Consider the following 20,429-nt stretch of genomic DNA (forward strand, 5'->3'; position numbering starts at 1 on the left):
ACCTGACAACGCTCGCCCCCAATCCTCAATCTGCTCAAGGGCCCAGCCTGGCCGCGCGCCTGCGCGGCCTGCCGCCGCGCGCCCGCTGGGGGATGATCGGGGCCATCCTGCTGACGGTCGCGATCGTCGTCTTCCTGGTGCTGTTCGACTGGAACTGGTTTCGGGGGCCGGTGGGCCGCTTCGCCTCGGCCCAGCTGAACCGCGAGGTGGTGATCACCGGCGACCTGCGCGTCCACCCCTGGTCGTTCTCGCCCAAGGTCGAGGCGCTGGGCGTCCGCGTCGCCCAGCCCGACTGGGCCGCCAAGGCCGATCCGAAGGGCTCGCCCGCCGGGACTCCGATGGCCAAGGTCGATCGCATCGCCGTGCAGATCAAGCTTCTGCCCCTGCTGAAGGGCGATGTGATCCTGCCGCTGCTGGCCGTGGACCGTCCCGACGTGCGCCTGCTGCGCGAGGGCTCGGGCCGCGCCAACTGGACGTTCGGCGATCCCAAGGCGCCGAAGAAGCCGCTGAAGCTTCCGGCCATCCAGCACTTCATCATCAAGGACGGCCAGCTGCGCTACGAGGACCAGCAGCGCGACGTCTTCTTCCTGGGCACGGTCAGCTCGAACGAGGAGGTCACCGGCGACGGTCGCGGCAAGTTCGTGCTGGAGGGCAAGGGCCAGCTGAACCGCTCGCCGTTCACCGCGCTGGTCACCGGCGGGCCGCTGCTGAACATCTCGCCCAACCGCCCCTATCCGTTCGACGCCAAGGTCGACGCCGGCTCGACCCACGTGCTGGCCAAGGGCCAGGTGACCAAGCCGTTCAATCTGGGCCTGTTCGAAACCCAGCTGACGGTGTCGGGCGCCGATCTGAACCGCCTCTACGCCCTGACCGGCCTGGCCCTGCCCAACACCCCGCCCTACAGGATCAGCGGCCACCTGACCCGCAACGGCCAGCGGTTCGACTTCAACAAGCTCAGCGGCCGAGTGGGCGACAGCGACGTTTCCGGCGACCTGTTCGTGCTGATGGGGCGCGAGCGGCCCTATCTGGAAGCCGACCTGCAGTCCAAGCGCCTGGACTTCGACGACATGGGCAGCCTGGTGGGCGCCGCGCCCGCCACCGGCAGGGGCGAGACCGCCTCGGCCGGTCAGAAGGTCGAGGCCGCCCAGCGCGACGCCACCCAGCGGCTGCTGCCCGACGCCACCCTGCAGGTCGAGCGCGTCAAGGCCATGGACGCCAAGGTCAAGTATCGCGCCCTGGCGGTGAACGCCCCAGGCCTGCCGCTGAAAAAGGTCCGCGCCGACCTGACGCTGGAAAAGGGCGTCCTGACCCTGGATCCGATCGCCTTCACCTTCTCGCGCGGCGACCTGACCGGCAAGATACGGCTGGACGCCAATCCCAAGACGCCGCGCACCGATCTCGACCTGCGCCTGACCAACGCCAAGCTGGAGGACTTCATCCCGATCCAGAGCGGCGGCAAGCCGGCCATCGAGGGCGGGGTGATGGCGCGCGCCAAGCTCACCGGCTACGGCAATTCGGTGCACCGCGCCGCCTCGAGCGCCAGCGGCCAGGTGACGCTGGTGTCGCCCAAGGGCCAGATCCGCCAGGCCTTCGCCGAACTGCTGGGCGTCAACGCCTCCAAGGGCCTGCTGCTGCTGCTGAGCAAGGACAACCGCGAGACCAGCGTCCGCTGCGCGGTGGCCGACTTCAGCGTCAAGGACGGGATCATGACCTCCAACCACATCGTCGCCGACACCGGCGTGGTGCTGGCGCGCGGCAAGGGAACGATCGATCTGCGGACCGAGCGCATGGACCTGAGGATCAACGGCGACAGCAAGAAGCCGCGCCTGGTGCGGCTGTTCATCCCGATCACCGTCAAGGGGCCGTTCATGGCGCCGAAGGTCGGTCTGGAGACCGGCGGGGCGGTGGCGCAAGGCGGCGTGGCCGCGGCGCTGGGTCTGTTCGTCACGCCCCTGGCCGCCGTCCTGCCCTTCGTCACCGGCGGCGAGGCCAAGGACGCCGACTGCGCCGGCCTGGTCGCCGAGGCCCGCAGCGACGGCGCGCCGGTCAAGGTGGCCCAGACCACGCCGGCCAAGGCGAAGAAGAAGTAGGCCTAGGCCCGTCATGCGAGACCCGGCGGCGTTGCCGCGCGGACACAGGCCGGCTCGGCCTTGGTCTCTCGACCCCTAGGGGGATGACGGTCCGGCGCGGCGTGCGCTAGGCTCCGCCCGTCCGAAATCCAGTGTGGTTCATGTCCGAGATTGTGTTCGAGGCCCGGGCCTAAGGCTCCGAACCTCCCGTTCGCAAGCTGATCAGGCCCCGATCCGTCGCGTCTCTCGCGAGGGACGCGTTCTCACGCCTCGATCCTCGGACCACTTCCTTGAACATTTCAAAGCCGCAGCAACGCACGCTGCACGCGCTGGCGCAGGGCGCCCGCATCGAACTCCTGCGTGACGACAAAGGTCGCATCGTCGGCGCCGACTGCATCACCGGCGAGGGCTGGCGCCTGAGCGACTGCACGCTGGGGGTCTTCAAGACCCTCAAGCGGCGACGTTTCATCGCCAGCACCGACGGCGGGCCCTACCGGATCACCCGCCAAGGCGCGGCCAACCTGCGCAGTCAGCTGGACAACCGCGTCACGGCGCGGGGCTGGTAGCTAGGTCTTTGCTTTCGCGCATTTTCTTCACGCGAACCGGCATCCACTTCGCTCGAATGCTAGGCGAGACGGAAGAAGAAGACGCGCGCGGCCCCATAGTCGCGCGCGTCGAGCCGTTCGAACCCCGCCGGCGCCGGATCGGGCTCGTCGCGGCCGCGCTCGAACATCACGATCGCTCCGGGCGCCAGCCAGTCGCCGGCCGCCAGCGCGGCCAGGGCCTTTTCGCCCAGGCCCTTGGCGTAGGGCGGGTCGAGGAAGGCGATGTCGAACGGCGCGCCGACGCTGCCGGGGCGGGGGCCCGGATCGGTGGCGTCGCGCCGGTGCACCCGGGCCTGGCCGAACAGGCCGAAGGCTTCCATGTTCTCGCGGATCGCGCCGCGCGCGGCGTCGTCGGTCTCGACGAACAGGCAGAAGGCCGCGCCGCGCGACATCGCCTCCAGGCCCAGGGCCCCGGAGCCGGCGAACAGGTCGATCACCCGCGCGCCGTGCAGCTCCGGCGCCCAGGCGGCGTGCTCGAGGATGTTGAACACCGCCTGCCGGGCCCGGTCGGAGGTCGGGCGGGTCGTGTCGCCCGGCGGGGTGACGATGGCCTTGCCGCGATATCGGCCCGAGACGACGCGCATGCTCAGACCTCGGCCTCGGCCGCGTCGGGCTTGGGCTGCAGGCGACGACCGACGAGGGTGAGGACCGCCGAGACGACCGCGATGGCGATGAAGCCCCAGACCGTGCCGGTCAGCACGCTGACGAAGGTCAGGCCGCAGAACAGGCCGGGCAGCAGCGAGACCCGCGCCAGGATGAACAGCCGCGTCGACAGGTCGATCGGCTCGACCAGCTTGCCGATGAAGGCCGCGTAGCCCCAGGCCAGGCCCTGGGCGATCCCGACGCCGGCGACCAGGCCGACATAGAGGATCAGCGCGCCGGCGCTGTTGGCTTCCCACAGCAGCTGGGTGCCCAGGGGCAGCAGCGCCACCAGGCCCAGCATCAGGAAGTTGAGCACGTCGAGCACGCCGTCGGCCTTCACCAGGCGGGAATAGGTGCGGCGATGGCTGATCCACAGCACGCCGATCGCGGCGAAGCTGACCGCGTAGGCCAGCAGCTTGGCGGCCATCAGGTGAAAGAACGATCCCACGTCGCCATGCCAGCCCTCGGGCGGATGGATCTCGATGGCCAGCAGGGTGATGGCGATCGCGAACACCGCGTCCGAGAACAGGATCAGCCGGTGCAGGTGCTGTGCTTCCTTGTCGGTGATATCGGTCATGCGCGCCCCGCTTCCTGTCCCGCCGCGTTTCTGCCCGGATGTGTGCCGCGCGCCGGCCATCGCGGCAAGTCGCGTATCGCATGGCTTGCGCCGCGCGCGGCGAACGCCTAGCGATGATCCTGGGTCAGGATCGAAAACAGTGGTGCTAGCAGAGCTTCGACGGTCGCCGTTCCTGGACGATCTGACGCCGGCCGACCGGCGCGTCGTTCCGCTTCTGCTGACCCTGCCCATCGGCATGATCGCGGCCGTGCTGGCGGCCGTGATCTGCGGCGCCGCGGTGTTCGTGGCCTTCGCGATCGGTGGCGGCGGGGTGGATGCGCCCGAGCGGATGATGGCCGCGATCGGCCGCGGCGAGACGCCGACCGGCTTCACCCAGGTCGCCTTCATGCTCAGCCTGCTGGCCTTCGCCAACGGCGGCATGGCCCTCGCCTTCGTGGGGGTCGCCGCGCTGCTGCACCGCCGCCGGCTGGCGTCGTATTTCACGATCGCGCCCCGGTTCCGCTGGCGGCTGCTGCTGCTGGGCCTGGGCCTGTTCGCGGTGACGATCGGGCCGCTGCTGCTGGCCTCGGCGGCGCTGGACCCCAAGGCGCCGGGCGCGCCGATCCTGGCGGTCAGCCCGGACCTGGCTGGACGCCTGATCTATGCGCTGATGGTCGTGTCCCTGCTGCTGATCGCCGCCGCCGCCGAGGAGCTGGTCTTCCGGGGCTGGCTGATCAAGGTGGTCGGCGCCTGGTTCCCCGATCCGCGCGTCGTGCTGGTGCTGAGCGGCCTGCTGTTCTCGGCGATCCATTTCGATCCCAATCTCGACGCCTTCCTGACGCGGCTGGCCATGGGCGTGGGACTGGCCTGGATGACCCTGCGCCTGGGCGGCGTCGAATTCGCCATCGGAGCTCACGCGGCCAACAACATCGTCATCCTGCTGTTCATCCAGCCGATGGCGCTGAAGCCCGAGCCGCCGCACGCCTTCCCGCCCGAGACCCTGGTCATCGCGCCCCTGATGCTGGCCGGCTACGTGGCCCTGGCCGAGATCGCCGCGCGGTGGGCGCCGCTGCGTCGCTGGACCCGGCTGGCGGCCACCTGAGCTAGAGCGTCACCGCTTGCCGCGCGGCGGAGCCCCCGAGCCGCCCGGACGCGGACCGCTGGGCTTGCCGCCCGGGCGCGGAGCGCCCCCGTGGGCATCTGCGCGCGGAGCGCCCCTATGGGCGTCTGCGCGCGGGGCGCCCTTGGGGCCGTCGGGGCGAGCGCCGGCCGACTTGGCCATGCCCGGCTTGGACCACACCTTGCCCGCCTCGCCGGGCTTGGAGCCGGCGGTCTTGGGGCCCGCCGCCTTGACCGTGCTGGGCTTGCCGCCCGTCCTGCCGTCCTTCTGGGCCGGACCGTCGCCCAGCGGCTTGTAGCCATTGGCCCGCAGCGCGCCGAGCTTCGGCTTGTCGGACCCTTTCGAGGGTCGGGCGTCCTTGCCTTGGGCGGCGCGCTTGTCGGCCGCGTTCTTGTCGGCCATCTCCTTGTCGCGGATCCGCTTGGCGGCCGCGTCGCGGTAGGACAGCGGCTTGGGGCCGATCATCTTGCTCTCGATCGACTTCTTGGCCGGGCGCACGGGCTCGCGGCCGACGATCGACGGCTTCTTCTTGGGCTTGGCCCAGCCCGGCTTGCGGACGAACTTCTCCTCCTCGACCTTTTCGTCGGGGATCAGGATCGAGGTCTGAACCGCCTTGTTGGTGCGGGGCACGCCGCGCCGCTGCATGTCGCCGCCGCCCGCCGTGCCGACGGCCTTCAGCGGATCGGCCACGCCGATGAACTGCGGCTTGTCGCCCTTGGGCATGTTCTCTTCGGCGACGATGCCTTCCAGCAGTTCGCGGATCACCCGGGGGCCGACCTCCTCGACCTGGCCCGGCAGCAGGGTTCCCAGCGCGAACGGGCCATAGGACAGGCGGATCAGCCGGTTGACCTTCAGGCCGATGGACTCCAGCACCCGCCGCACTTCGCGGTTCTTGCCCTCGCTGAGCGACAGGGTGATCCAGATGTTCTTGCCGCCGCCGGCCTTTTCCTGGGCCTTGTCGAGGCGGGCCTCGATCGGGCCGTAGCGCACGCCCTCGACCGTGCACCCGTCCTTCAGCTTGTCCAGCTTGGCCTGGGTGGTGTCGCCGAAGGCGCGGGCCCGATAGCGGCGCACCCAGGCGTTCTGCGGCATCTCCAGCGCCCGCGACAGGGCGCCGTCATTGGTCAGCAGCAGCAGGCCCTCGGAGTTGAGGTCCAGGCGTCCGACCGAGATCAGGCGCGGCAGGTCGCGCGGCAGGGCCTGGAACACCGTCGGGCGCTGCTTGGGATCGTTGTGGGTGGTCATCAAGCCGCTGGGCTTGTGATAGCGGAACACCCGCGTCGCCTCGGGCTCGTCGATCATCTTGCCGTCGACGGTGAGGATGTCGCCGGGGCGGACCTTGACGGCGGGGGTGGTCAGGACCTCGCCGTTCAGCGCCACCCGGCCGTCCTCGATCAGCCGCTCGACCGCGCGCCGCGAGGCCACGCCGGCCCGGGCCAGCATCTTGGCGACCCGCGCGCCCTCTCCGTCGTCGTCCTGACCCGGAATGGCGTTGTCATGCAGGTGGGGCTGGTATTTCTCGGTCACGGCGTCGGTCCTTCAAGGGCTGGGCGCATCTCACGATGGGCGGTTTTCTAATGCGCACCGAACCGGGCGGGGATCAAGGTGGACGCATATCAGGAATAGTATATACTTCGTGTATCGCGGAGACATACTATGAAGCCGACGAAGTACGAACCGCTGAAGCGTCACCTCGAGGGGATGTTCCAGCACGGCGAGGTGCGTCTCTCCTTCGCGGAGATCGAAAGGATCCTGGGCTTTTCATTGCCGCCCTCGGCCTACGATGCTCAGCCCTGGTGGTCGAACACCCGCGCGGGCCACTCACAGGCGGCCGCCTGGCTGGACGCCGGGTGGAAGACCGCCACGTTGGACCTCGCGGCGCGTCAGGTGAGCTTCGTAAAGGCCTCCGCGCTCGGCGTGGCCGAGGACGGGGCGAGCTTTCAACACCAGGATACGGAAGCCATCGTCCTGCCGATCGCGGCGCTCCACACGCGTGCCCTGCGTATGATCGACGAGCATGTGAAGGAGCATGGCGGCGACCGGTCCGGCGCCTGTGTCGCCCTGCTAGATCAACTGGCCAATGACCGGCTCGCGGCGATGGTCGACTGGTTCCAGAAGCGGTCGCCTCCCTTGACGGACGATGTCGATATCGTCGCCCTGATCCAAGAAGGCCGTGATGAGCGCGACGAGCGCTATGAGCGATGAAGTGGTGCTGGACGCTTCGGTCGCCGTGAACTGGCTGCTTTCGGGATCGCGTCCGGGCGGGACACTGCCGTTCTTCCGTGCGGAGGTGCGACGCAGCGCGCCGGACCTGATCTTCGCCGAGTTTGTGTTTGTCGCGAGCCGGCTGGTTCGACGCGGCTTGGTTTCGAAGGTGGCGGCTCGCGAGACAATCGAGAAGCTGCCGTATCTGCTGGACGAGGTCGCGCCTCTGAGCGATTTGGCTGTGTCGGCCTATGATCTTGCGGCCCGTTACAGCTTTTCCACCTACGACGCCATCTACCTGACCCTCGCCCTGCTGCGCGATGTTCCCCTCGTCACGGCCGACGCGAGGCTTGCCAGAAGGGCGGTCGACGTCGGCCTGGCCGGCCATGTCCGCCTTTTGACCCCGGAGTCATGACCATCACCGCCCCCTCGCTCACCGACGAAGCCGCCATGGTTCTGGCCCTGGACGAGGCGCGTGCCGCCGCGGCGCGCGGCGAGACGCCGGTGGGGGCGGTGATCCTGAACCCCGCGACGGGCGAGGTGATCGCCAAGGCCGGCAACGGTCCGATCGGCGCCCACGACCCTACGGCTCACGCCGAGATCGCGGCCATGCGGATCGCCGCCGCCAAGCTCGGCAACTACCGCCTGACCGACCTGACCCTGGTGGTGACCCTGGAGCCCTGCGCCATGTGCGCCGGGGCGGTCAGCCACGCGCGGATCGGCCGGGTGGTGTTCGGGGCCGAGGATCCCAAGGGCGGGGCGGTGGTCCACGGCCCGAAGTTCTTCGCCCAGCCCACCTGCCACTGGCGGCCCGAGGTCGTCGGCGGGGTGATGGCCCAGGAGAGCGCGGACCTGCTGCGGGGGTTCTTCAGGGAACGGCGGAAGAAGTGACGCCCCCAGGCCCGTCATCGTCGGACAAGCCCGAGGATGACGGTGAGTTAGTTCACCATCGCCGAGCCGAGCAGCACCTTGGCGCCCTTGCGGCCCAGGACCTTGTCGGCGGCGTCCTGCATCTGGCCGCCCAGATAGTTCAGGTCCGGCGCCGCGCCGCGCGGCAGGTTGGCGGTGTAGGTCATCAGCACCTGGGCGAAGGCGGCGCGCAGGCGGGGCTCGGACTGCTGGGCGCGCTCCATCAGGGCCGGATCCGGCGACTGCACCCCGGTCTCGAGGGTCATGACGCCCCGGCGGCCGTCGCGGCGGATCGTGGTCGCCGTCAGGGGCTGCAGGGCGAAATAGGTCACGGGCGCGGCCTTCTCGGCCTTGCCGTGACCGGCGAAGGCGGGCGGGGCGGCCAGGCTGGCGGCGGCCAGCAGCGACAAGACGGACAGGGCGATTGCGCGGCGCATGCGCCCTTATGGCACGATGGGATTGACGTCCTCTTTACGTCTGACGGGCACAAAGGGGCGTTAACCATGAATCGTCCCGCGCGCGGCAGACCGCGTACAGCTCGCGGCGGGGGCGCAGGAGACTGAAATTGGGGCGCTTTTCACCGAAAACCCTCGATCTGGACGGCAAGGTCATCCTGGTGACCGGCGGCACCGGTTCGTTTGGCCGTCGTTTCATCGAGACCGTCCTGCGACGCGCCGACCCGCGCAAAGTGATCGTCTATTCCCGCGACGAATTGAAGCAGAGCGACATGCAGCTGGAGCTGCGCGAGCAGTTCGACGAAGCGACCTATGGCAAGATGCGCTTCTTCCTGGGCGACGTGCGCGATCGTGAGCGCCTGACCCTGGCCCTGCGCGGCGTCGACATCGTCATCCACGCCGCGGCGCTGAAGCAGGTGCCGGCCGCCGAATACAACCCTTCCGAATGCATCCACACCAACGTGCTGGGCGCCGAGAACGTGGTCTGGGCCAGCCTCAACAACCACGTCAAGCAGGTGGTGGCCCTGTCGACCGACAAGGCCTGCAACCCGATCAACCTGTACGGCGCGACCAAGCTGGCCTCCGACAAGACCTTCGTGGCGGCCAACAACCTGTCGGGCGACATCGGCACCCGCTTCTCCGTGGTCCGATACGGCAACGTGGTCGGCTCGCGCGGCAGCGTCGTGCCGCTGTACAAGCGCCTGCTGGGCCAGGGCGTGACCGAGCTGCCGGTCACCGACGCGCGGATGACCCGGTTCTGGATCACCCTGAACGAGGGCGTGGAGTTCGTGCTGTCGTCGCTGGAGATCATGCGCGGCGGCGAGATCTTCGTGCCCAAGATCCCGTCCATGACCATGCCCGACCTGGTCAAGGCCATGTCGCCGGACGTCGGCATGAAGATCGTCGGCATCCGCCCAGGCGAGAAGCTGCACGAGATGATGATCAGCGCCGACGACGCCCGCGCCACCGTCGAGCTTTCCGACCGCTATGTGATCGAGCCGACCTTCGTGGAATATCCGCGCAAGGCCTTCCGGGGCGAAGCGGAGGCCAAGGACGTGGCCGAGGGCTTCAGCTACAGCAGCGACAACAACGACGACTGGCTCAGCGAGGACGGCCTCAACGCCATGCTGGCCGAGAAGGCCTGATGCCGCCCTCCGCGGGAGACAGCGCGGCGCCGCTCCCCTTCCTGCCCTACGGCCGTCAGACCATCGAGGACGACGACGTGGCGGCGGTGGCGGCGGCCCTGCGCGCCGACTTCCTGACCACGGGGCCCACCGTCGAGGCCTTCGAGGCGGCGTTCAAGCGGAAGGTCGGGGCCGAGCACGCGATCGCCGTGGCCAACGGCACCGCCACCCTGCACCTGGCCATGCTGGCCCTGGGGATCGGCGAGGGCGATCTCTGCATCGCGCCCTCGGTCACCTTCCTGGCCACCGCCAACTGCGCCCGCTATGTCGGGGCCGAGGTGGTGTTCGCCGATGTCGATCCGGGCAGCGGCCTGATGACGCCCGAGACCCTGGCCGAGGCGCTGAAGCGCGCCGGTTCAGGCCCGTTCGGCGGCCGTCGGATCAAGGCCGTGCTGCCCGTCCACCTGCGCGGTGACGTCTGCGACCTGCCGGCCCTGCGCGAGCTGGCGGCCGGGGCCGGGGCGGTGCTGGTCGAGGACGCGCCCCACGCCCTGGGTTCGGTCGGGACCTTCAACGGCGTCGCCCACCCGGTCGGCGACGGCGCCTTCTCCAGCTTCGCCAGCTTCTCGTTCCATCCGGTCAAGACCCTGGCCACCGGCGAGGGCGGCATGCTGACCACCAACGACGCGGCCTTGGCGGCCCGGGCTCGATCCTTGCGCGGCCACGGCATGGTCCGCCCGGCCGGCGCCGAGCCCTGGGTCTACGAGATGCCGGAGCTGGGCTTCAACTACCGCATCCCCGACGTGCTCTGCGCCCTTGGAATCTCGCAGCTTTCGAAGCTCGACCGCTTCGTGGCCCGTCGTCGGGCCCTGACGGCGCTCTACGCCGAGAAGCTGGCCGCCCTGGCCCCGACCGCGCGCCTGGCGACCAGCCCGGCCTGGTCCGACCCGGCCCTGCACCTGCTGACCGTGTTGATCGACTTCGAGGCCGCCGGCACGAGCCGCCGCGCGGTGGTCGAGGCGCTGAAGGCGCGCGGCGTGGGCAGCCAGGTCCACTACATCCCGGTGCACACCCAGCCCTACTACCAGACCCGCTACGGCGCCCTGGACCTGCCCGGCGCCGAGGCCTGGTACGCTCGCTGCCTGACCCTGCCGCTGTATCCGACGATGGCGGATGGGGATGTGGATCGCGTGGTCGAGGCGCTGGCCAAATCCCTCTCTCTTTGAGAGAGGGCGAGCCGCCTAAGCCGCCGCCTTCTGCTGGAACATGCCCTTGAGCAGCTCCATGGTCTCGGGCGAGTTGGCCAGTTCTTCCCGGGCTTCCGGCGCGCGGGCCAGTTTCATGGCCTCGATCCTGGCCTTTTCGGCGACGGGGCCGGTGGGGCCCGCCTCGCCCATGGCCAGCTTGATCAGCACCGAGATCTTCTGGGGCAGGGGCGCGGGGGCGCGGACCAGCATGGCGACCAGGCGGGCGTCGATCTCGATCATGCCGCCCACCTCGCCCAGCCGGGCGCACAGGGGTTCGTAGTCCTCGACCACCAGGCCCGAACGGACCAGGGACCTTTGCAGGGCGGCCAGGGCGGCCAGCTTGGCGGCCGCCGAGTCCGGTCCCTGGCGCAGCTCGCGCTCGAAGCGCAGCGCCAGGACGTTGGCCGACAGCCAGCGGGCGGCCGTGCGCTTGTTGACCGCGCCCATGACGTTCTCGGCCAGACGGATCAGCATCTGCACCTCCTCGCGCGACGAGCGGTCGCGGCCGAGCAGGGCTTCGATGAACTCGCCGTTCAGCAGGGTCTTGGACCGGGTCGTGAAGGCGCTGGTGATGTCTTCCGGCGGCAGGATGCGGCCCGCGGCGGCCGTCAGGCTCATGGCCAGGGCGCGCAGGAACTCGATCTCGGCCTCGGCGTCGGCGGGCTTGAGGCGGCGCACGCCGTTCAGCTCCTTGAGCACCCGCTGGGCGATCGACATCCGCACGGCGGGGAATTCCTCGCCGCTCAGCCAGTCGCACAGGCGCTTGGCGGTGCCGTTCAGCTCGGGCATGCAGTTGCGCACCCCGGCCTCGACGCGGATCAGGCCTTCGACCTGGGCGCCGCCCGCCAGGCGGGTCATGGCCGCCAATGTCGTGCCCAGGTCGGCGTCGCCCCCGGCGCTGTCAGCGCCCAGCAGGTCGGCCATGCCGGCCTTGGAGCCGATGATCTCGGCCAGGGGCGTCTCGATGGCGGCCAGGGCGGCGGCGCGGGCCTTGGGTTCGGTGGGGGCGGCGTCGGCCAGGTCGAGCAGGCGGGCCAGCTTCTCGGACCAGTTCTTGCCAGGCGCGATCGAGGCGGCGACGCCGGCCCCCAGTAGGAAGGCGCGGTCGGGATCGATGGCCAGCCGTTCGGCGGCGCGGGCGAAGCCTTCCTTGTCCAGGTCGGGCAGGTCGCCCTTCTTGAACGCCTTCATCAGGTTGGCGACGGTGCGCTCGACCAGGCCCTGGAAGGTGCGGATCAGCTCGTGGACCGACATGCCCCGGGCCTCGGCCTCGGGGATGGCGATCTTCTGCAGGGCGTGCTGCAGGTCGGTGCCGGAGGCTTCCAGCTTCTCGACCAGGTCGGGACGGTGCAGCAGCTCGAACGGGGTGGCGTGGTGACGCTCCAGGAAGCCTTCCAGCAGCCGGCCGATGCGGTCGCGCGCGTGGGCGGTATAGAGGTCGGCCGGCTGGACGCAGAGGGGCTCGAGATCCTCCTGCACCTTCTTGGGCTTGCCGCCGTCGACCTGACCCTTGGTGAAGATCGAGATCGACTTGTATTCGCGGGTCTCGGGGTCGAGGGTCTCCTTGCTGACCCGCACGGCGATCGCTCGGCCCTGCTCCAGCGCCTCCTCGGCGGTCTGCAGGGCGTGGGTGCGGACCTCCGTCGCCATGTCGAGCGTCCACTGCGCGCCGGGCTTGCGGCGCACGAACAGCTCGTAATGGACTTGATCGCTCATCGGCAAAACGCTCCCCGAGGCTCGGTTATGGGATACAAGACCTTAAGGTGAGGTTGCCGCCGGACACGCTCGTCGGGACGCGCCGCAATCGCGCCACGCTGGAGCCGCAAAAGATCGGGAAAGCTTAGCCGCCCCTAAGCGTTGTTGGGGGGTGCGTTGTAGCGGGCGTCGCCGGTCGGTAGTATCGACAGGCACTCTTCGAAAGGACCCTTAGGGCTCGATGGCCGATATTACTCTCATCGACGACGACGAAAACATCGTCGCCTCGGTTTCGCTGGCGCTGGAAAGCCATGGCCACGTGGTGAAGGCTTACTACGACGGCGCGTCGGGACTCGACGCGGTCGAGAGCCAGGCGCCCGACCTGGTGATCCTGGACGTCAAGATGCCGCGCATGGACGGCATGGAAGTGCTGCGCCGCCTGCGTCAGACCACCGAGATCCCGGTGATCATGCTGACCTCCAAGGACGACGAGATCGACGAGATCCTCGGCTTCAACCTCGGGGCCGACGACTACATCCACAAGCCGTTCAGCCAGCGCCTGCTGCTGGAGCGGGTCAAGGCCGTGCTGCGCCGGGCCCGTCCGGAGGAGGAAGACGCCGCCGGCGCCGCGCCGGGCTCGGCCAATTCCAAGATCATGAAGCGCGGCAAGCTGACGCTCGATTCGGCGCGCCACGACAGCCTGTGGGACGGCAAGCCGGTGCGCCTGACGGTCACCGAGTTCCTGCTGCTGCAATCGCTGGCCCAGCGCCCGGGCTTCGTGAAGAGCCGCGACAACCTGATGGACGCCGCCTACGACGATCAGGTCTATGTCGACGACCGCACCATCGACAGCCACATCAAGCGCATGCGCAAGAAGTTCCGCCAGGTCGATCCGGAGTTCGATTCCATCGAAACCCTGTATGGCGTCGGCTACCGATATCGCGAATCCTGATCGCAAGATGGCCGGGGACCCCGGACCCGAGGGCAGGCGGAAGCGGCGACTGACCTGGTCCGGGTTCGCCTGGCCCAAGCTCGGCTGGCCCAAGGGCTCGCGCCTGGGCCGGCTGATCATCGGCCTCAACCTGCTGGCCCTGGCGGTGCTGCTGGGCGGGGCGCTGGTGCTGAACGAGCTGCGCAGCGGCCTGATCAACACCCGCATCGACAGTCTGACCACCCAGGGCGAGCTGATCGCCAACGTGATCGACGCGGCCGCCACCGAGGGCAATCCCGAGCCGCGCCTGTCGCCCGGGCTGGCCAGCGACATCCTGCAGAGCCTGTTCATCCCGCGCTCGCAGCGCGCGCGGCTGTTCGACGCCCAAGGCAATCAGTTGGCCGATTCCTACGTCGTCGCCGACCGGGTGGAGTCCAAGGTCCTGCCGCCCGCCCGCAAGCCCGGCAAGCCGTCCTTCGGTCTGCCGACCCAGGATTCCGACGCCAAGCCGGAGGTGGCGCGCGCGGCGCGGGCCGCCCTGGCCGCCGAGATCGCCCAGGCCAAGCTGGGCGAGCCCGTGGCCGGCACCCGCATCGACGAGATGGGCGAGCGGGTGGTGTCGGTGTCGATCCCCATCCAGCACGTGCGCGCCGTGCTGGGGGTGCTGACCCTGGAGGCCGGCGACATCGACCAGATCATCGCCGCCGAGCGCAAGGCCCTGCTGCCCTTCGCCCTGATCGCGATCGCCACCACCCTGATCTCGTCGTTCCTGCTCAACCGCCTGATCGCCCAGCCGGTGCTGCGCATGGCCAGCGCCGCCGACCGCGTGCGGCTGGAGGGCGCCCGGGCCATCTCCCTGCCCGACATCTCCGACCGCAAGGACGAGCTGGGCGACCTGTCGCGGGCCCTGGAGGAGATGACCGACTCGATGTCCGAGCGGATGGACGCCATCGAACGCTTCGCGGCCGACGTGGCCCACGAGATCAAGAACCCCCTGACCTCGATCCGCTCGGCGATCGAGACCCTGGACCTGGTGACCGACCCGGCGGCCCGGGCCCGGCTGCTGGGCATATTGCAGCAGGACGTCACCCGCCTGGACCGGTTGGTCACCGACATTTCCAACGCCTCAAGGCTGGACGCGGAGCTGTCGCGCGAGGCGCCGCGGGCCTTCGAGCTGAACCTGCTGCTGACCGAGGTGATCCATCTCTACGAGGCCCAGCTGCGCCCGGGCGAGGCGCCCGGCAGCGTGCGGGTGACCCTCGACGCCAAGGCCGCCCCGCGGCACGCTTGGGTCATGGCCCGCGAGACGCCGATGGGGCAGGTGTTCCGCAACCTGATCGACAATGCCCGCTCGTTCAGCGCCGCCGGCGGCGAGGTGCGGGTCACCCTCAAGCGCGATCCCGGCCTGCGCGACCATCACAACCGGCTGGTCGTCACGGTCGACGACGACGGTCCTGGGGTTCCCACCGAAAACCTGGAGACCATCTTCGAGCGGTTCTACACCTCGCGGCCGAAGGGCAAGGCGTTCGGCGGCAATTCGGGCCTGGGGCTGTCGATCGCCCGCCAGATCGTCGAGGCGCACGGCGGAACCATGCGGGCCGAGAACCGCAAGGACGCACAGGGCCGGGTGATCGGCGCGCGGTTCTGGGTCGACCTGCCCGAGGCCGGACCGCAACATCCCCATCACGGCGGCCAACGCGACGCCCAACGCGATGGGGGCGCGCGCGAATGATCCGCCATGCGGGACTGATCGCCCGCCGGATCGCCGGCGATTGGCGTGGCGCGCTGATCGAAGGCCCGTCGGGCGTGGGCAAGAGCGACCTGGCGCTGCGGGCCCTCGACCAGGGCTTCGTCCTGGTCGCCGACGACCGCACCGTGGTGTTCGTGTCCGGCGGCAAGCTCTACGGCCGCGCGCCCGACGCCCTGGCCGGACAGGTCGAGGCGCGGGGCCTGGGCGTGCTGCCCAAGCCCTATCGACCGTTCTGCCGGATCGACCTTCTGGTGCGCTGCGTGGATCGGCCGCAGGCGGTGGAGCGGCTGCCCGATCCCATGTTCGAGGTCATCGAAGGCGTTTCCACGCGCGTGCTCGACCTGTGGCCTCTGGAACCCGCCGCGCCGACGAAAATCAGGTGGATGTTTGAGCATCTTGGAGTCGCCGACTAACAAGCGTATCAAGGCGGCCCGCGCGGCCCTCCCTGGCCGCCACGGGTTATGGGGATCCCGTTTGAGAGATCAGGCATGATCGGGCTCGTGATAGTCACGCACGGGCGGCTGGCGGAGGAGTTCGTCTCCGCCATGGAGCACGTGGTCGGACCGCAGAGCGCGGTGAAGGCCATCTGCATCGGCCCGGAAGACGACATGGAACGTCGCCGGTCCGACATTCTGAAGGCGTGCGCCGCCGTCGACCAGGAGGGCGACGGCGTGATTCTGCTGACCGACATGTTCGGCGGTACGCCGTCGAACCTGGCCATCTCGGTGATGGAGCAGACCAAGGCCGAGGTGATCGCCGGTCTGAACCTGCCGATGCTGATCAAGTTGGCCAGCGTGCGCCAGCGCGAGAACCTGCAGGCCTGCGTCGCCCACGCCCAAGAGGCTGGACGCAAATATATCTCCGTGGCCTCCTACGTGCTCGCTGGGGAAAAGTGAGTCGCATGGCGGCGCGCACGGTCGAGATCGTCAATGAACGGGGCCTGCACGCCCGCGCCTCGGCCAAGTTCGTCAAGCTGGCCTCGGGCTTCGACGCCGAGGTCACCGTCGCCCGCGAAGGGACCAGCGTCGACGCCCGCTCGATCATGGGCCTGATGATGCTGGCCGCCGGCATCGGCTCGACCATCGACATCGCCGCCGAGGGCCCCGAGGCCGACGCCGCGGTCGAGGCGTTGACCGAGCTGGTGTCGAATAGGTTCGACGAGGAGCGCTAGGCGCTCGTCCCAGGTCCTCCCCCCGTGGGGGAGGTGTCGGCGCAGCCGACGGAGGGGGGAGTGATCGGCAGCCGCCGCCCGCAGGATCGACAACCCCAAAACTCCCCCCACCGATCGCTGCGCGATCGCCTCCCCCACGGGGAGAGGGTCTTCGGAGACGGCTCGTCTACTCCGCCGCCACGGCTTCCGGCGCCGCCGCCTTCACGCCCATCGGACGCAAATCCAGGTCCTGGAACAACGCGCTGTCCTCGTCCTGGCCGGGCAGGGGCGTGGTCAAGAGCTTGCCGCCGACGAAGATCGAATTGGCGCCGGCCAGGAAGCACAGCGCCTGCAGCTCCCGGCTCATCTCGTCGCGGCCGGCCGACAGGCGGACCATCGACTTGGGGCAGACGATGCGGGCCACGGCGACCGTGCGCACGAACTCGATCGAGTCGATCTGGCCTTCCTTCAGCACCTTGTCGCCCAGCGGCGTGCCGCTGACCGGCACTAGGCCGTTGATCGGCAGGCTGTCGGGATGGGCCGGCAGGGTGGCCAACTGGTGCAGCAGGCTGGCGCGGTCGCGCCGCTGCTCGCCCATGCCGACGATGCCGCCGCAGCAGGTGCTCATGCCGGCGTCGCGGACGTACGCCAGGGTGTCGAGGCGCTCCTGGTAGGTGCGGGTCGACACCACGTCGCCGTAATATTCCGGGCCGGTGTCGAGGTTGTGGTTGTAGTAGTCCAGGCCCGCGTCCTTGAGCGACTTGGCCTGCTCGGGCGTCAGCATGCCCAGCGTCGCGCAGGTCTCCAGGCCCAGCGCCTTCACCCCGCCGATCATCGCCGCCAGCTTGGGCAGGTCGCGGTCCTTCAGCTCGCGCCAGGCCGCGCCCATGCAGAAGCGCTGGGCGCCGCCGTCGCGGGCCTCGCGGGCCTTGGCGATCACCACGTCGGCGTCCATCAGCTTCTCGGCCTTCAGACCGGTCTTGAAGTGGGCGCTCTGGCTGCAATAGCCGCAGTTCTCGGCGCAGCCGCCGGTCTTGACCGACAGCAGCTGCGACAGCTGCACCTCCGACGGATCGAACCCGGCCCGGTGGACGGTCGCGGCCTGGAAGACCAGCTCCATGAACGGCAGGTCGAACAGGGCCTCGACCTGGTCGAGGGTCCAATCGTGGCGGGGCTGGGCGAAGTTGATCTGGCTCATGGCGCGCAGGTTTGGACTCGGGCACCTCGATTGGCAAGCACGTCCCGCGTGCGTGGCTTTCAAGACCCGATGCAGCCAAAACCCGTCGGCCAAGTTATGATTGTCGCATGGATCACGAAATCGAACTGAAGTTCCTGATCGCCCCGGAGGCTTCGAACGCGATCCTGGCCCGGCTGGAAGGGCGGGAGGCGGTTCGACAGCTCGACGCCACCTATTTCGACACCATCGACCACGCGCTGCGCAAGGCGGGCTTCGGCCTGCGCATCCGCGACGGCGAGAACGGCCGCAAGCAGACCCTGAAGTCGGCCTCGTCCGGCGGGGTGTTCGCCCGCGGCGAATGGGAGAACGCGGTGGCCGGCCCCGAGCCCGACCGCGATCTTCTGGCCCAGACCCCGGCCGCCAAGGCAGTCAACGGCGACACTCTAGTTGCGGTGTTCACCACCAACGTCAAGCGCGTGACCCGGCTGATCGAACGGGACGGGGCTGTCATCGAGGCGGCCCTGGACCAGGGCGAGCTGCTGGCCGACGATCGCCGCGTGGCGGTCAGCGAACTGGAGTTGGAGCTGAAGACCGGGCCGGCCCAGGCGCTGTTCGACCTGGCCCGCGACGTCGCCGCTCACGCCCCGCTTCGGCTGTCGCTGGTGAGCAAGGCGGAACGCGGCTACGCCCTGGCGCTCAACGAGGCGGACGGTCCGCGCCCCGACACCCCCTTGGATCCTGGATCGACGACCGGCGAGGCGCTGCAGGCGCTTGGCCGGGCGGCCCTGTGCCGCCTGTGCGCCGCCGCCGAGAGCCTGCGGACCCGTCCCGGTCCCGAGCGGGTGCACAAGCTGCGGGTGGCGGCCCGCCGGTTCCGCGCCCTGCTGTCGACCTTCAAGGCCCTGGCCGACGATCCCGCCGCCCGCCATGTCAAGGCCGAGCTGAAGTGGCTGGCCGACGAACTGGGCGCGGCGCGGAACCTGGACGTGTTCATCGCCGACGTCTGGCGGCCCGCGGCCGAGAGCCAGAGCGCGCCGGATCAGGTCGGGCTGGACCCGGCCGGGCAAGACCAGCCCGACCCCGTCCAGAACGAGGCCGCCGAAAACCAGACCAGGGCCCTGGCGGCGTTCGGCAAGGCGTTGCTGACCGCCCAGACGCAGGCCTACGCCGGGGCCGACGCGGCCGTGGACAGCGCCCGCTTCCGGACCCTGGCCATCGACGCCGCCGCCTGGCTGGAGGCCGGCGCGTGGACGACCGACAAGCGCCTCCAAAAGCGCCGCGACAAGCCCGCCGCCGGCTTCGCCGCCAAGGCCCTGGACAAGCGCCGCCGCCGCATCCGCGAGGACGGCCGCGACCTGGCCGCGCTCAGCCCCGAGGACCGCCACCACCTGCGCATTCGCGGCAAGAAGCTGCGCTACGCCGTCGACGACCTGGGCGGGCTGTTCCCCGACCATCCCAAGCGCCTGGCCCGCTTCGCCGAGGCGGCCAAGACCCTGCAGGACGCCCTGGGACGGCTCAACGACCTGGCCGTTCGCGAGGCCCTGGCCCACGAGGTGGCGCTGTCCTGCGAGAATCCGGAGGCGGCCTTCGCCGCCGGGCGCCTGACGGCGGGTCGCGCGGAGCGAGAGGCCGAACTTCTGGTTGAGGCTCAGGGCGCTTATGTCACATTCATCGAGGCCAAACGGTTCTGGTGACCGTCGCCTCTTTGGGATGCGGGCATGAAAGTCGAGATCTCGATCCTGGCCCTGGCGGCCGCTCTGGCGCTGGCGCCCGGGGTGGCCGGGGCCGACGGCGTGGAAAGCTTCAAGGACTGGACGGTCGTCTGCGACAACCTGCGAAACTGCCAGGTCGCCGGCTTCGCGGCCGACGACACCGAACTGCCCGCGGTGCTGCGGTTGAGCCGCGCCGCGGCGGCGAGCGCGCCGGCCAAGGTCGAGATCGACCTGCTGGGCGAGATCAGCCTCGGCGGCAAGGCCCCGGCCCTGGCCGTCGACGGGCGGGTCGTGATGACGGCCAAGGTGGTGAGTTCGCGCGACAGCGCGGACTTCACCGTCGTGCTCGACGACGCCCAGGTGGGACCGCTGCTGGGCGCGGCCCGCAACGGGACGCTGCTGTCGATCCAGGACGGCGGCAAGGAACTGGGCCGGGTGTCCCTGGCCGGCATGGTCGCGGCCCTGCGCTATGCCGACGACCAGCAGAAGCGGGCCGGCACGGTCACGGCCATGGTCGCCAAGGGCGCGGTTCCGGCCGCCGGCGTTCCCGCGCCGCCGCCGGCGCCGGTCCTGCACGCCGCCCCGGCGGTCGCCCAGACTGGGCTGCCCGCCAAGCCGCCGGCGGCGATCAAGGCCCTGTTCAGCAAGGCCGAGTGCGACCTTGGACCGGGCCGGGACGACAAGCCCGAAGCCTTTCGCCTGTCGGCCGACAAGGTGCTCTGGCAGGTTCCGTGCTGGGGCGCGGCCTACAACTTCGGCTCGCTGTTCGTGATCGCCGACAAGGCCGACCGGCTGAGCCTGGCGCTGGAGGGCGTGGGCGACGGCGTGCTCGTCAACGCCGAGTACGACCCCAAGACCCGCCTGCTGTCGGCCTACAACAAGGGGCGCGGGATCGGCGACTGCGGCGATTCCAGCCAGTGGGTGTGGACCGGCGAGGCCTTCGCGCTGTCGGAGGCGACGGTCATGCCGGTCTGCCGCGGCTACGGCGGCGACTGGCCGACCACGTTCCACGCCGAGGTCCGGTAGTCGAGCGGCATATAAAGAAATCCTTATGCCTTAATTGCGAGAAAGGGCGGAGCGCG

21 protein-coding genes are annotated in these 20,429 nt (G+C 69.8%); 15 read left to right on the forward strand and 6 right to left on the reverse strand.

Annotated elements, in window-relative coordinates; all coding sequences use genetic code 11:
• Positions 1 to 92: 92 nt before the first annotated feature.
• Positions 93 to 2,090 carry an AsmA family protein gene (locus tag ASD38_RS02085; protein ID WP_056457120.1) on the forward strand — a complete coding sequence of 666 codons (1,998 nt, stop codon included), beginning with the start codon at positions 93 to 95 and terminating at the stop codon, positions 2,088 to 2,090.
• 269 nt (positions 2,091 to 2,359) lie between these two features.
• The gene (locus ASD38_RS02090; protein WP_056443743.1) at positions 2,360 to 2,635 is read left to right on the forward strand and encodes a YjhX family toxin; all 276 of its coding nucleotides are present in this window, start codon (positions 2,360 to 2,362) and stop codon (positions 2,633 to 2,635) included.
• Between the two features lie 59 nt (positions 2,636 to 2,694).
• Here the strand turns inward: ASD38_RS02090 and rsmD are convergent, their stop codons facing one another.
• On the reverse strand, positions 2,695 to 3,258 hold the full coding sequence (gene rsmD, locus ASD38_RS02095; RefSeq protein WP_056457123.1) for a 16S rRNA (guanine(966)-N(2))-methyltransferase RsmD: 564 nt from the start codon (positions 3,256 to 3,258) through the stop codon (positions 2,695 to 2,697).
• A 2-nt stretch (positions 3,259 to 3,260) separates the two neighbouring features.
• A complete protein-coding gene (locus ASD38_RS02100; RefSeq protein WP_056457127.1) occupies positions 3,261 to 3,893 on the reverse strand; it encodes a TMEM175 family protein in 633 nt (210 codons plus the stop codon).
• A gap of 142 nt (positions 3,894 to 4,035) precedes the next feature.
• Between ASD38_RS02100 and ASD38_RS02105 the strand changes: the two genes are divergently transcribed.
• Positions 4,036 to 4,974, forward strand: a complete 939-nt coding sequence (locus ASD38_RS02105) for a CPBP family intramembrane glutamic endopeptidase (RefSeq protein ID WP_056443753.1) — start codon at positions 4,036 to 4,038, stop codon at positions 4,972 to 4,974.
• A gap of 9 nt (positions 4,975 to 4,983) precedes the next feature.
• Here the strand turns inward: ASD38_RS02105 and ASD38_RS02110 are convergent, their stop codons facing one another.
• Positions 4,984 to 6,519 carry a pseudouridine synthase gene (locus ASD38_RS02110; RefSeq protein WP_056457130.1) on the reverse strand — a complete coding sequence of 512 codons (1,536 nt, stop codon included), beginning with the start codon at positions 6,517 to 6,519 and terminating at the stop codon, positions 4,984 to 4,986.
• Positions 6,520 to 6,648: 129 nt separating this feature from the next.
• On the opposite strand from ASD38_RS02110, the gene ASD38_RS02115 reads away from it, so the two are divergent.
• Genes ASD38_RS02115 through ASD38_RS02125 form a run of 3 tightly spaced genes read left to right on the forward strand, consistent with a single transcriptional unit; the run spans position 6,649 to position 8,088 of the window.
• Positions 6,649 to 7,197 carry a DUF7662 domain-containing protein gene (locus ASD38_RS02115; RefSeq protein ID WP_056457133.1) on the forward strand — a complete coding sequence of 183 codons (549 nt, stop codon included), beginning with the start codon at positions 6,649 to 6,651 and terminating at the stop codon, positions 7,195 to 7,197.
• On the forward strand, positions 7,169 to 7,612 hold the full coding sequence (locus ASD38_RS02120) for a type II toxin-antitoxin system VapC family toxin (RefSeq protein WP_082554815.1): 444 nt from the start codon (positions 7,169 to 7,171) through the stop codon (positions 7,610 to 7,612). Before ASD38_RS02115 ends, ASD38_RS02120 begins: the two co-directional genes overlap by 29 nt.
• Positions 7,609 to 8,088: a nucleoside deaminase gene (locus tag ASD38_RS02125; protein WP_156390526.1), complete on the forward strand. Its 480-nt coding sequence runs from the start codon at positions 7,609 to 7,611 to the stop codon at positions 8,086 to 8,088. The genes ASD38_RS02120 and ASD38_RS02125 overlap by 4 nt, the downstream gene beginning before the upstream one ends.
• Before the next feature lie 47 nt (positions 8,089 to 8,135).
• Here ASD38_RS02125 and ASD38_RS02130 read toward each other — a convergent pair whose 3' ends face one another.
• Positions 8,136 to 8,543: a hypothetical protein gene (locus tag ASD38_RS02130; RefSeq protein WP_056443763.1), complete on the reverse strand. Its 408-nt coding sequence runs from the start codon at positions 8,541 to 8,543 to the stop codon at positions 8,136 to 8,138.
• Positions 8,544 to 8,671: 128 nt separating this feature from the next.
• On the opposite strand from ASD38_RS02130, the gene pseB reads away from it, so the two are divergent.
• Complete coding sequence (gene pseB / locus ASD38_RS02135; RefSeq protein WP_056443766.1) at positions 8,672 to 9,706, forward strand: UDP-N-acetylglucosamine 4,6-dehydratase (inverting); 1,035 nt, start codon at positions 8,672 to 8,674, stop codon at positions 9,704 to 9,706.
• Positions 9,706 to 10,911, forward strand: coding sequence for a UDP-4-amino-4,6-dideoxy-N-acetyl-beta-L-altrosamine transaminase (pseC, locus tag ASD38_RS02140; RefSeq protein ID WP_056457135.1), 1,206 nt, complete (start codon positions 9,706 to 9,708; stop codon positions 10,909 to 10,911). Before pseB ends, pseC begins: the two co-directional genes overlap by 1 nt.
• Positions 10,912 to 10,926: 15 nt before the next feature.
• Here pseC and ASD38_RS02145 read toward each other — a convergent pair whose 3' ends face one another.
• Entirely contained in the window at positions 10,927 to 12,648 is a 1,722-nt protein-coding gene (locus tag ASD38_RS02145) for a hypothetical protein (RefSeq protein ID WP_056457138.1), read from the reverse strand.
• 220 nt (positions 12,649 to 12,868) lie between these two features.
• Here ASD38_RS02145 and ASD38_RS02150 point away from each other — a divergent pair, with 220 nt between their 5' ends.
• The 5 genes from ASD38_RS02150 to ASD38_RS02170 all read left to right on the forward strand — a co-directional run bounded on the left by ASD38_RS02150 (position 12,869) and on the right by ASD38_RS02170 (position 16,479).
• Entirely contained in the window at positions 12,869 to 13,579 is a 711-nt protein-coding gene (locus ASD38_RS02150; RefSeq protein WP_056443770.1) for a response regulator transcription factor, read from the forward strand.
• A gap of 7 nt (positions 13,580 to 13,586) precedes the next feature.
• A complete protein-coding gene (locus ASD38_RS02155; protein ID WP_082554830.1) occupies positions 13,587 to 15,290 on the forward strand; it encodes a sensor histidine kinase in 1,704 nt (567 codons plus the stop codon).
• Positions 15,287 to 15,721 carry an HPr kinase/phosphorylase gene (locus tag ASD38_RS02160; protein ID WP_056457139.1) on the forward strand — a complete coding sequence of 145 codons (435 nt, stop codon included), beginning with the start codon at positions 15,287 to 15,289 and terminating at the stop codon, positions 15,719 to 15,721. The genes ASD38_RS02155 and ASD38_RS02160 overlap by 4 nt, the downstream gene beginning before the upstream one ends.
• 75 nt (positions 15,722 to 15,796) lie before the next feature.
• On the forward strand, positions 15,797 to 16,204 hold the full coding sequence (locus ASD38_RS02165; protein ID WP_056443774.1) for a PTS sugar transporter subunit IIA: 408 nt from the start codon (positions 15,797 to 15,799) through the stop codon (positions 16,202 to 16,204).
• Positions 16,201 to 16,479 carry an HPr family phosphocarrier protein gene (locus tag ASD38_RS02170; protein ID WP_035080715.1) on the forward strand — a complete coding sequence of 93 codons (279 nt, stop codon included), beginning with the start codon at positions 16,201 to 16,203 and terminating at the stop codon, positions 16,477 to 16,479. The genes ASD38_RS02165 and ASD38_RS02170 overlap by 4 nt, the downstream gene beginning before the upstream one ends.
• A gap of 166 nt (positions 16,480 to 16,645) precedes the next feature.
• Here the strand turns inward: ASD38_RS02170 and bioB are convergent, their stop codons facing one another.
• Complete coding sequence (gene bioB, locus ASD38_RS02175; protein ID WP_056457143.1) at positions 16,646 to 17,656, reverse strand: biotin synthase BioB; 1,011 nt, start codon at positions 17,654 to 17,656, stop codon at positions 16,646 to 16,648.
• A 107-nt stretch (positions 17,657 to 17,763) separates the two neighbouring features.
• Between bioB and ASD38_RS02180 the strand changes: the two genes are divergently transcribed.
• Positions 17,764 to 19,329, forward strand: coding sequence for a CYTH and CHAD domain-containing protein (locus tag ASD38_RS02180; protein WP_056457146.1), 1,566 nt, complete (start codon positions 17,764 to 17,766; stop codon positions 19,327 to 19,329).
• A gap of 24 nt (positions 19,330 to 19,353) precedes the next feature.
• Positions 19,354 to 20,373 (forward strand): DUF1176 domain-containing protein, encoded by a 1,020-nt coding sequence (locus ASD38_RS02185; RefSeq protein ID WP_056457149.1) that lies wholly within the window; start codon positions 19,354 to 19,356, stop codon positions 20,371 to 20,373.
• Positions 20,374 to 20,429: the final 56 nt, after the last annotated feature.

The sequence above is a fragment of the Caulobacter sp. Root487D2Y genome, assembly GCF_001427165.1.
Taxonomy (GTDB): Bacteria; Pseudomonadota; Alphaproteobacteria; order Caulobacterales; family Caulobacteraceae; genus Caulobacter.

Bases quoted from the DNA above. Each gene is read 5' to 3' on its own strand.
- ASD38_RS02085 (WP_056457120.1), top strand. From the start codon at position 93: ATGATCGGGGCCATCCTGCTGACGGTCGCGATCGTCGTCTTCCTGGTG.
- rsmD (WP_056457123.1), bottom strand. From the start codon at position 3,258: ATGCGCGTCGTCTCGGGCCGATATCGCGGCAAGGCCATCGTCACCCCG.
- ASD38_RS02100 (WP_056457127.1), bottom strand. From the start codon at position 3,893: ATGACCGATATCACCGACAAGGAAGCACAGCACCTGCACCGGCTGATC.
- ASD38_RS02115 (WP_056457133.1), top strand. From the start codon at position 6,649: ATGAAGCCGACGAAGTACGAACCGCTGAAGCGTCACCTCGAGGGGATG.
- ASD38_RS02120 (WP_082554815.1), top strand. From the start codon at position 7,169: ATGAGCGCGACGAGCGCTATGAGCGATGAAGTGGTGCTGGACGCTTCG.
- ASD38_RS02125 (WP_156390526.1), top strand. From the start codon at position 7,609: ATGACCATCACCGCCCCCTCGCTCACCGACGAAGCCGCCATGGTTCTG.
- ASD38_RS02130 (WP_056443763.1), bottom strand. From the start codon at position 8,543: ATGCGCCGCGCAATCGCCCTGTCCGTCTTGTCGCTGCTGGCCGCCGCC.
- pseC (WP_056457135.1), top strand. From the start codon at position 9,706: ATGCCGCCCTCCGCGGGAGACAGCGCGGCGCCGCTCCCCTTCCTGCCC.
- ASD38_RS02145 (WP_056457138.1), bottom strand. From the start codon at position 12,648: ATGAGCGATCAAGTCCATTACGAGCTGTTCGTGCGCCGCAAGCCCGGC.
- ASD38_RS02150 (WP_056443770.1), top strand. From the start codon at position 12,869: ATGGCCGATATTACTCTCATCGACGACGACGAAAACATCGTCGCCTCG.
- ASD38_RS02155 (WP_082554830.1), top strand. From the start codon at position 13,587: ATGGCCGGGGACCCCGGACCCGAGGGCAGGCGGAAGCGGCGACTGACC.
- ASD38_RS02160 (WP_056457139.1), top strand. From the start codon at position 15,287: ATGATCCGCCATGCGGGACTGATCGCCCGCCGGATCGCCGGCGATTGG.
- ASD38_RS02165 (WP_056443774.1), top strand. From the start codon at position 15,797: ATGATCGGGCTCGTGATAGTCACGCACGGGCGGCTGGCGGAGGAGTTC.
- bioB (WP_056457143.1), bottom strand. From the start codon at position 17,656: ATGAGCCAGATCAACTTCGCCCAGCCCCGCCACGATTGGACCCTCGAC.
- ASD38_RS02180 (WP_056457146.1), top strand. From the start codon at position 17,764: ATGGATCACGAAATCGAACTGAAGTTCCTGATCGCCCCGGAGGCTTCG.
- ASD38_RS02185 (WP_056457149.1), top strand. From the start codon at position 19,354: ATGAAAGTCGAGATCTCGATCCTGGCCCTGGCGGCCGCTCTGGCGCTG.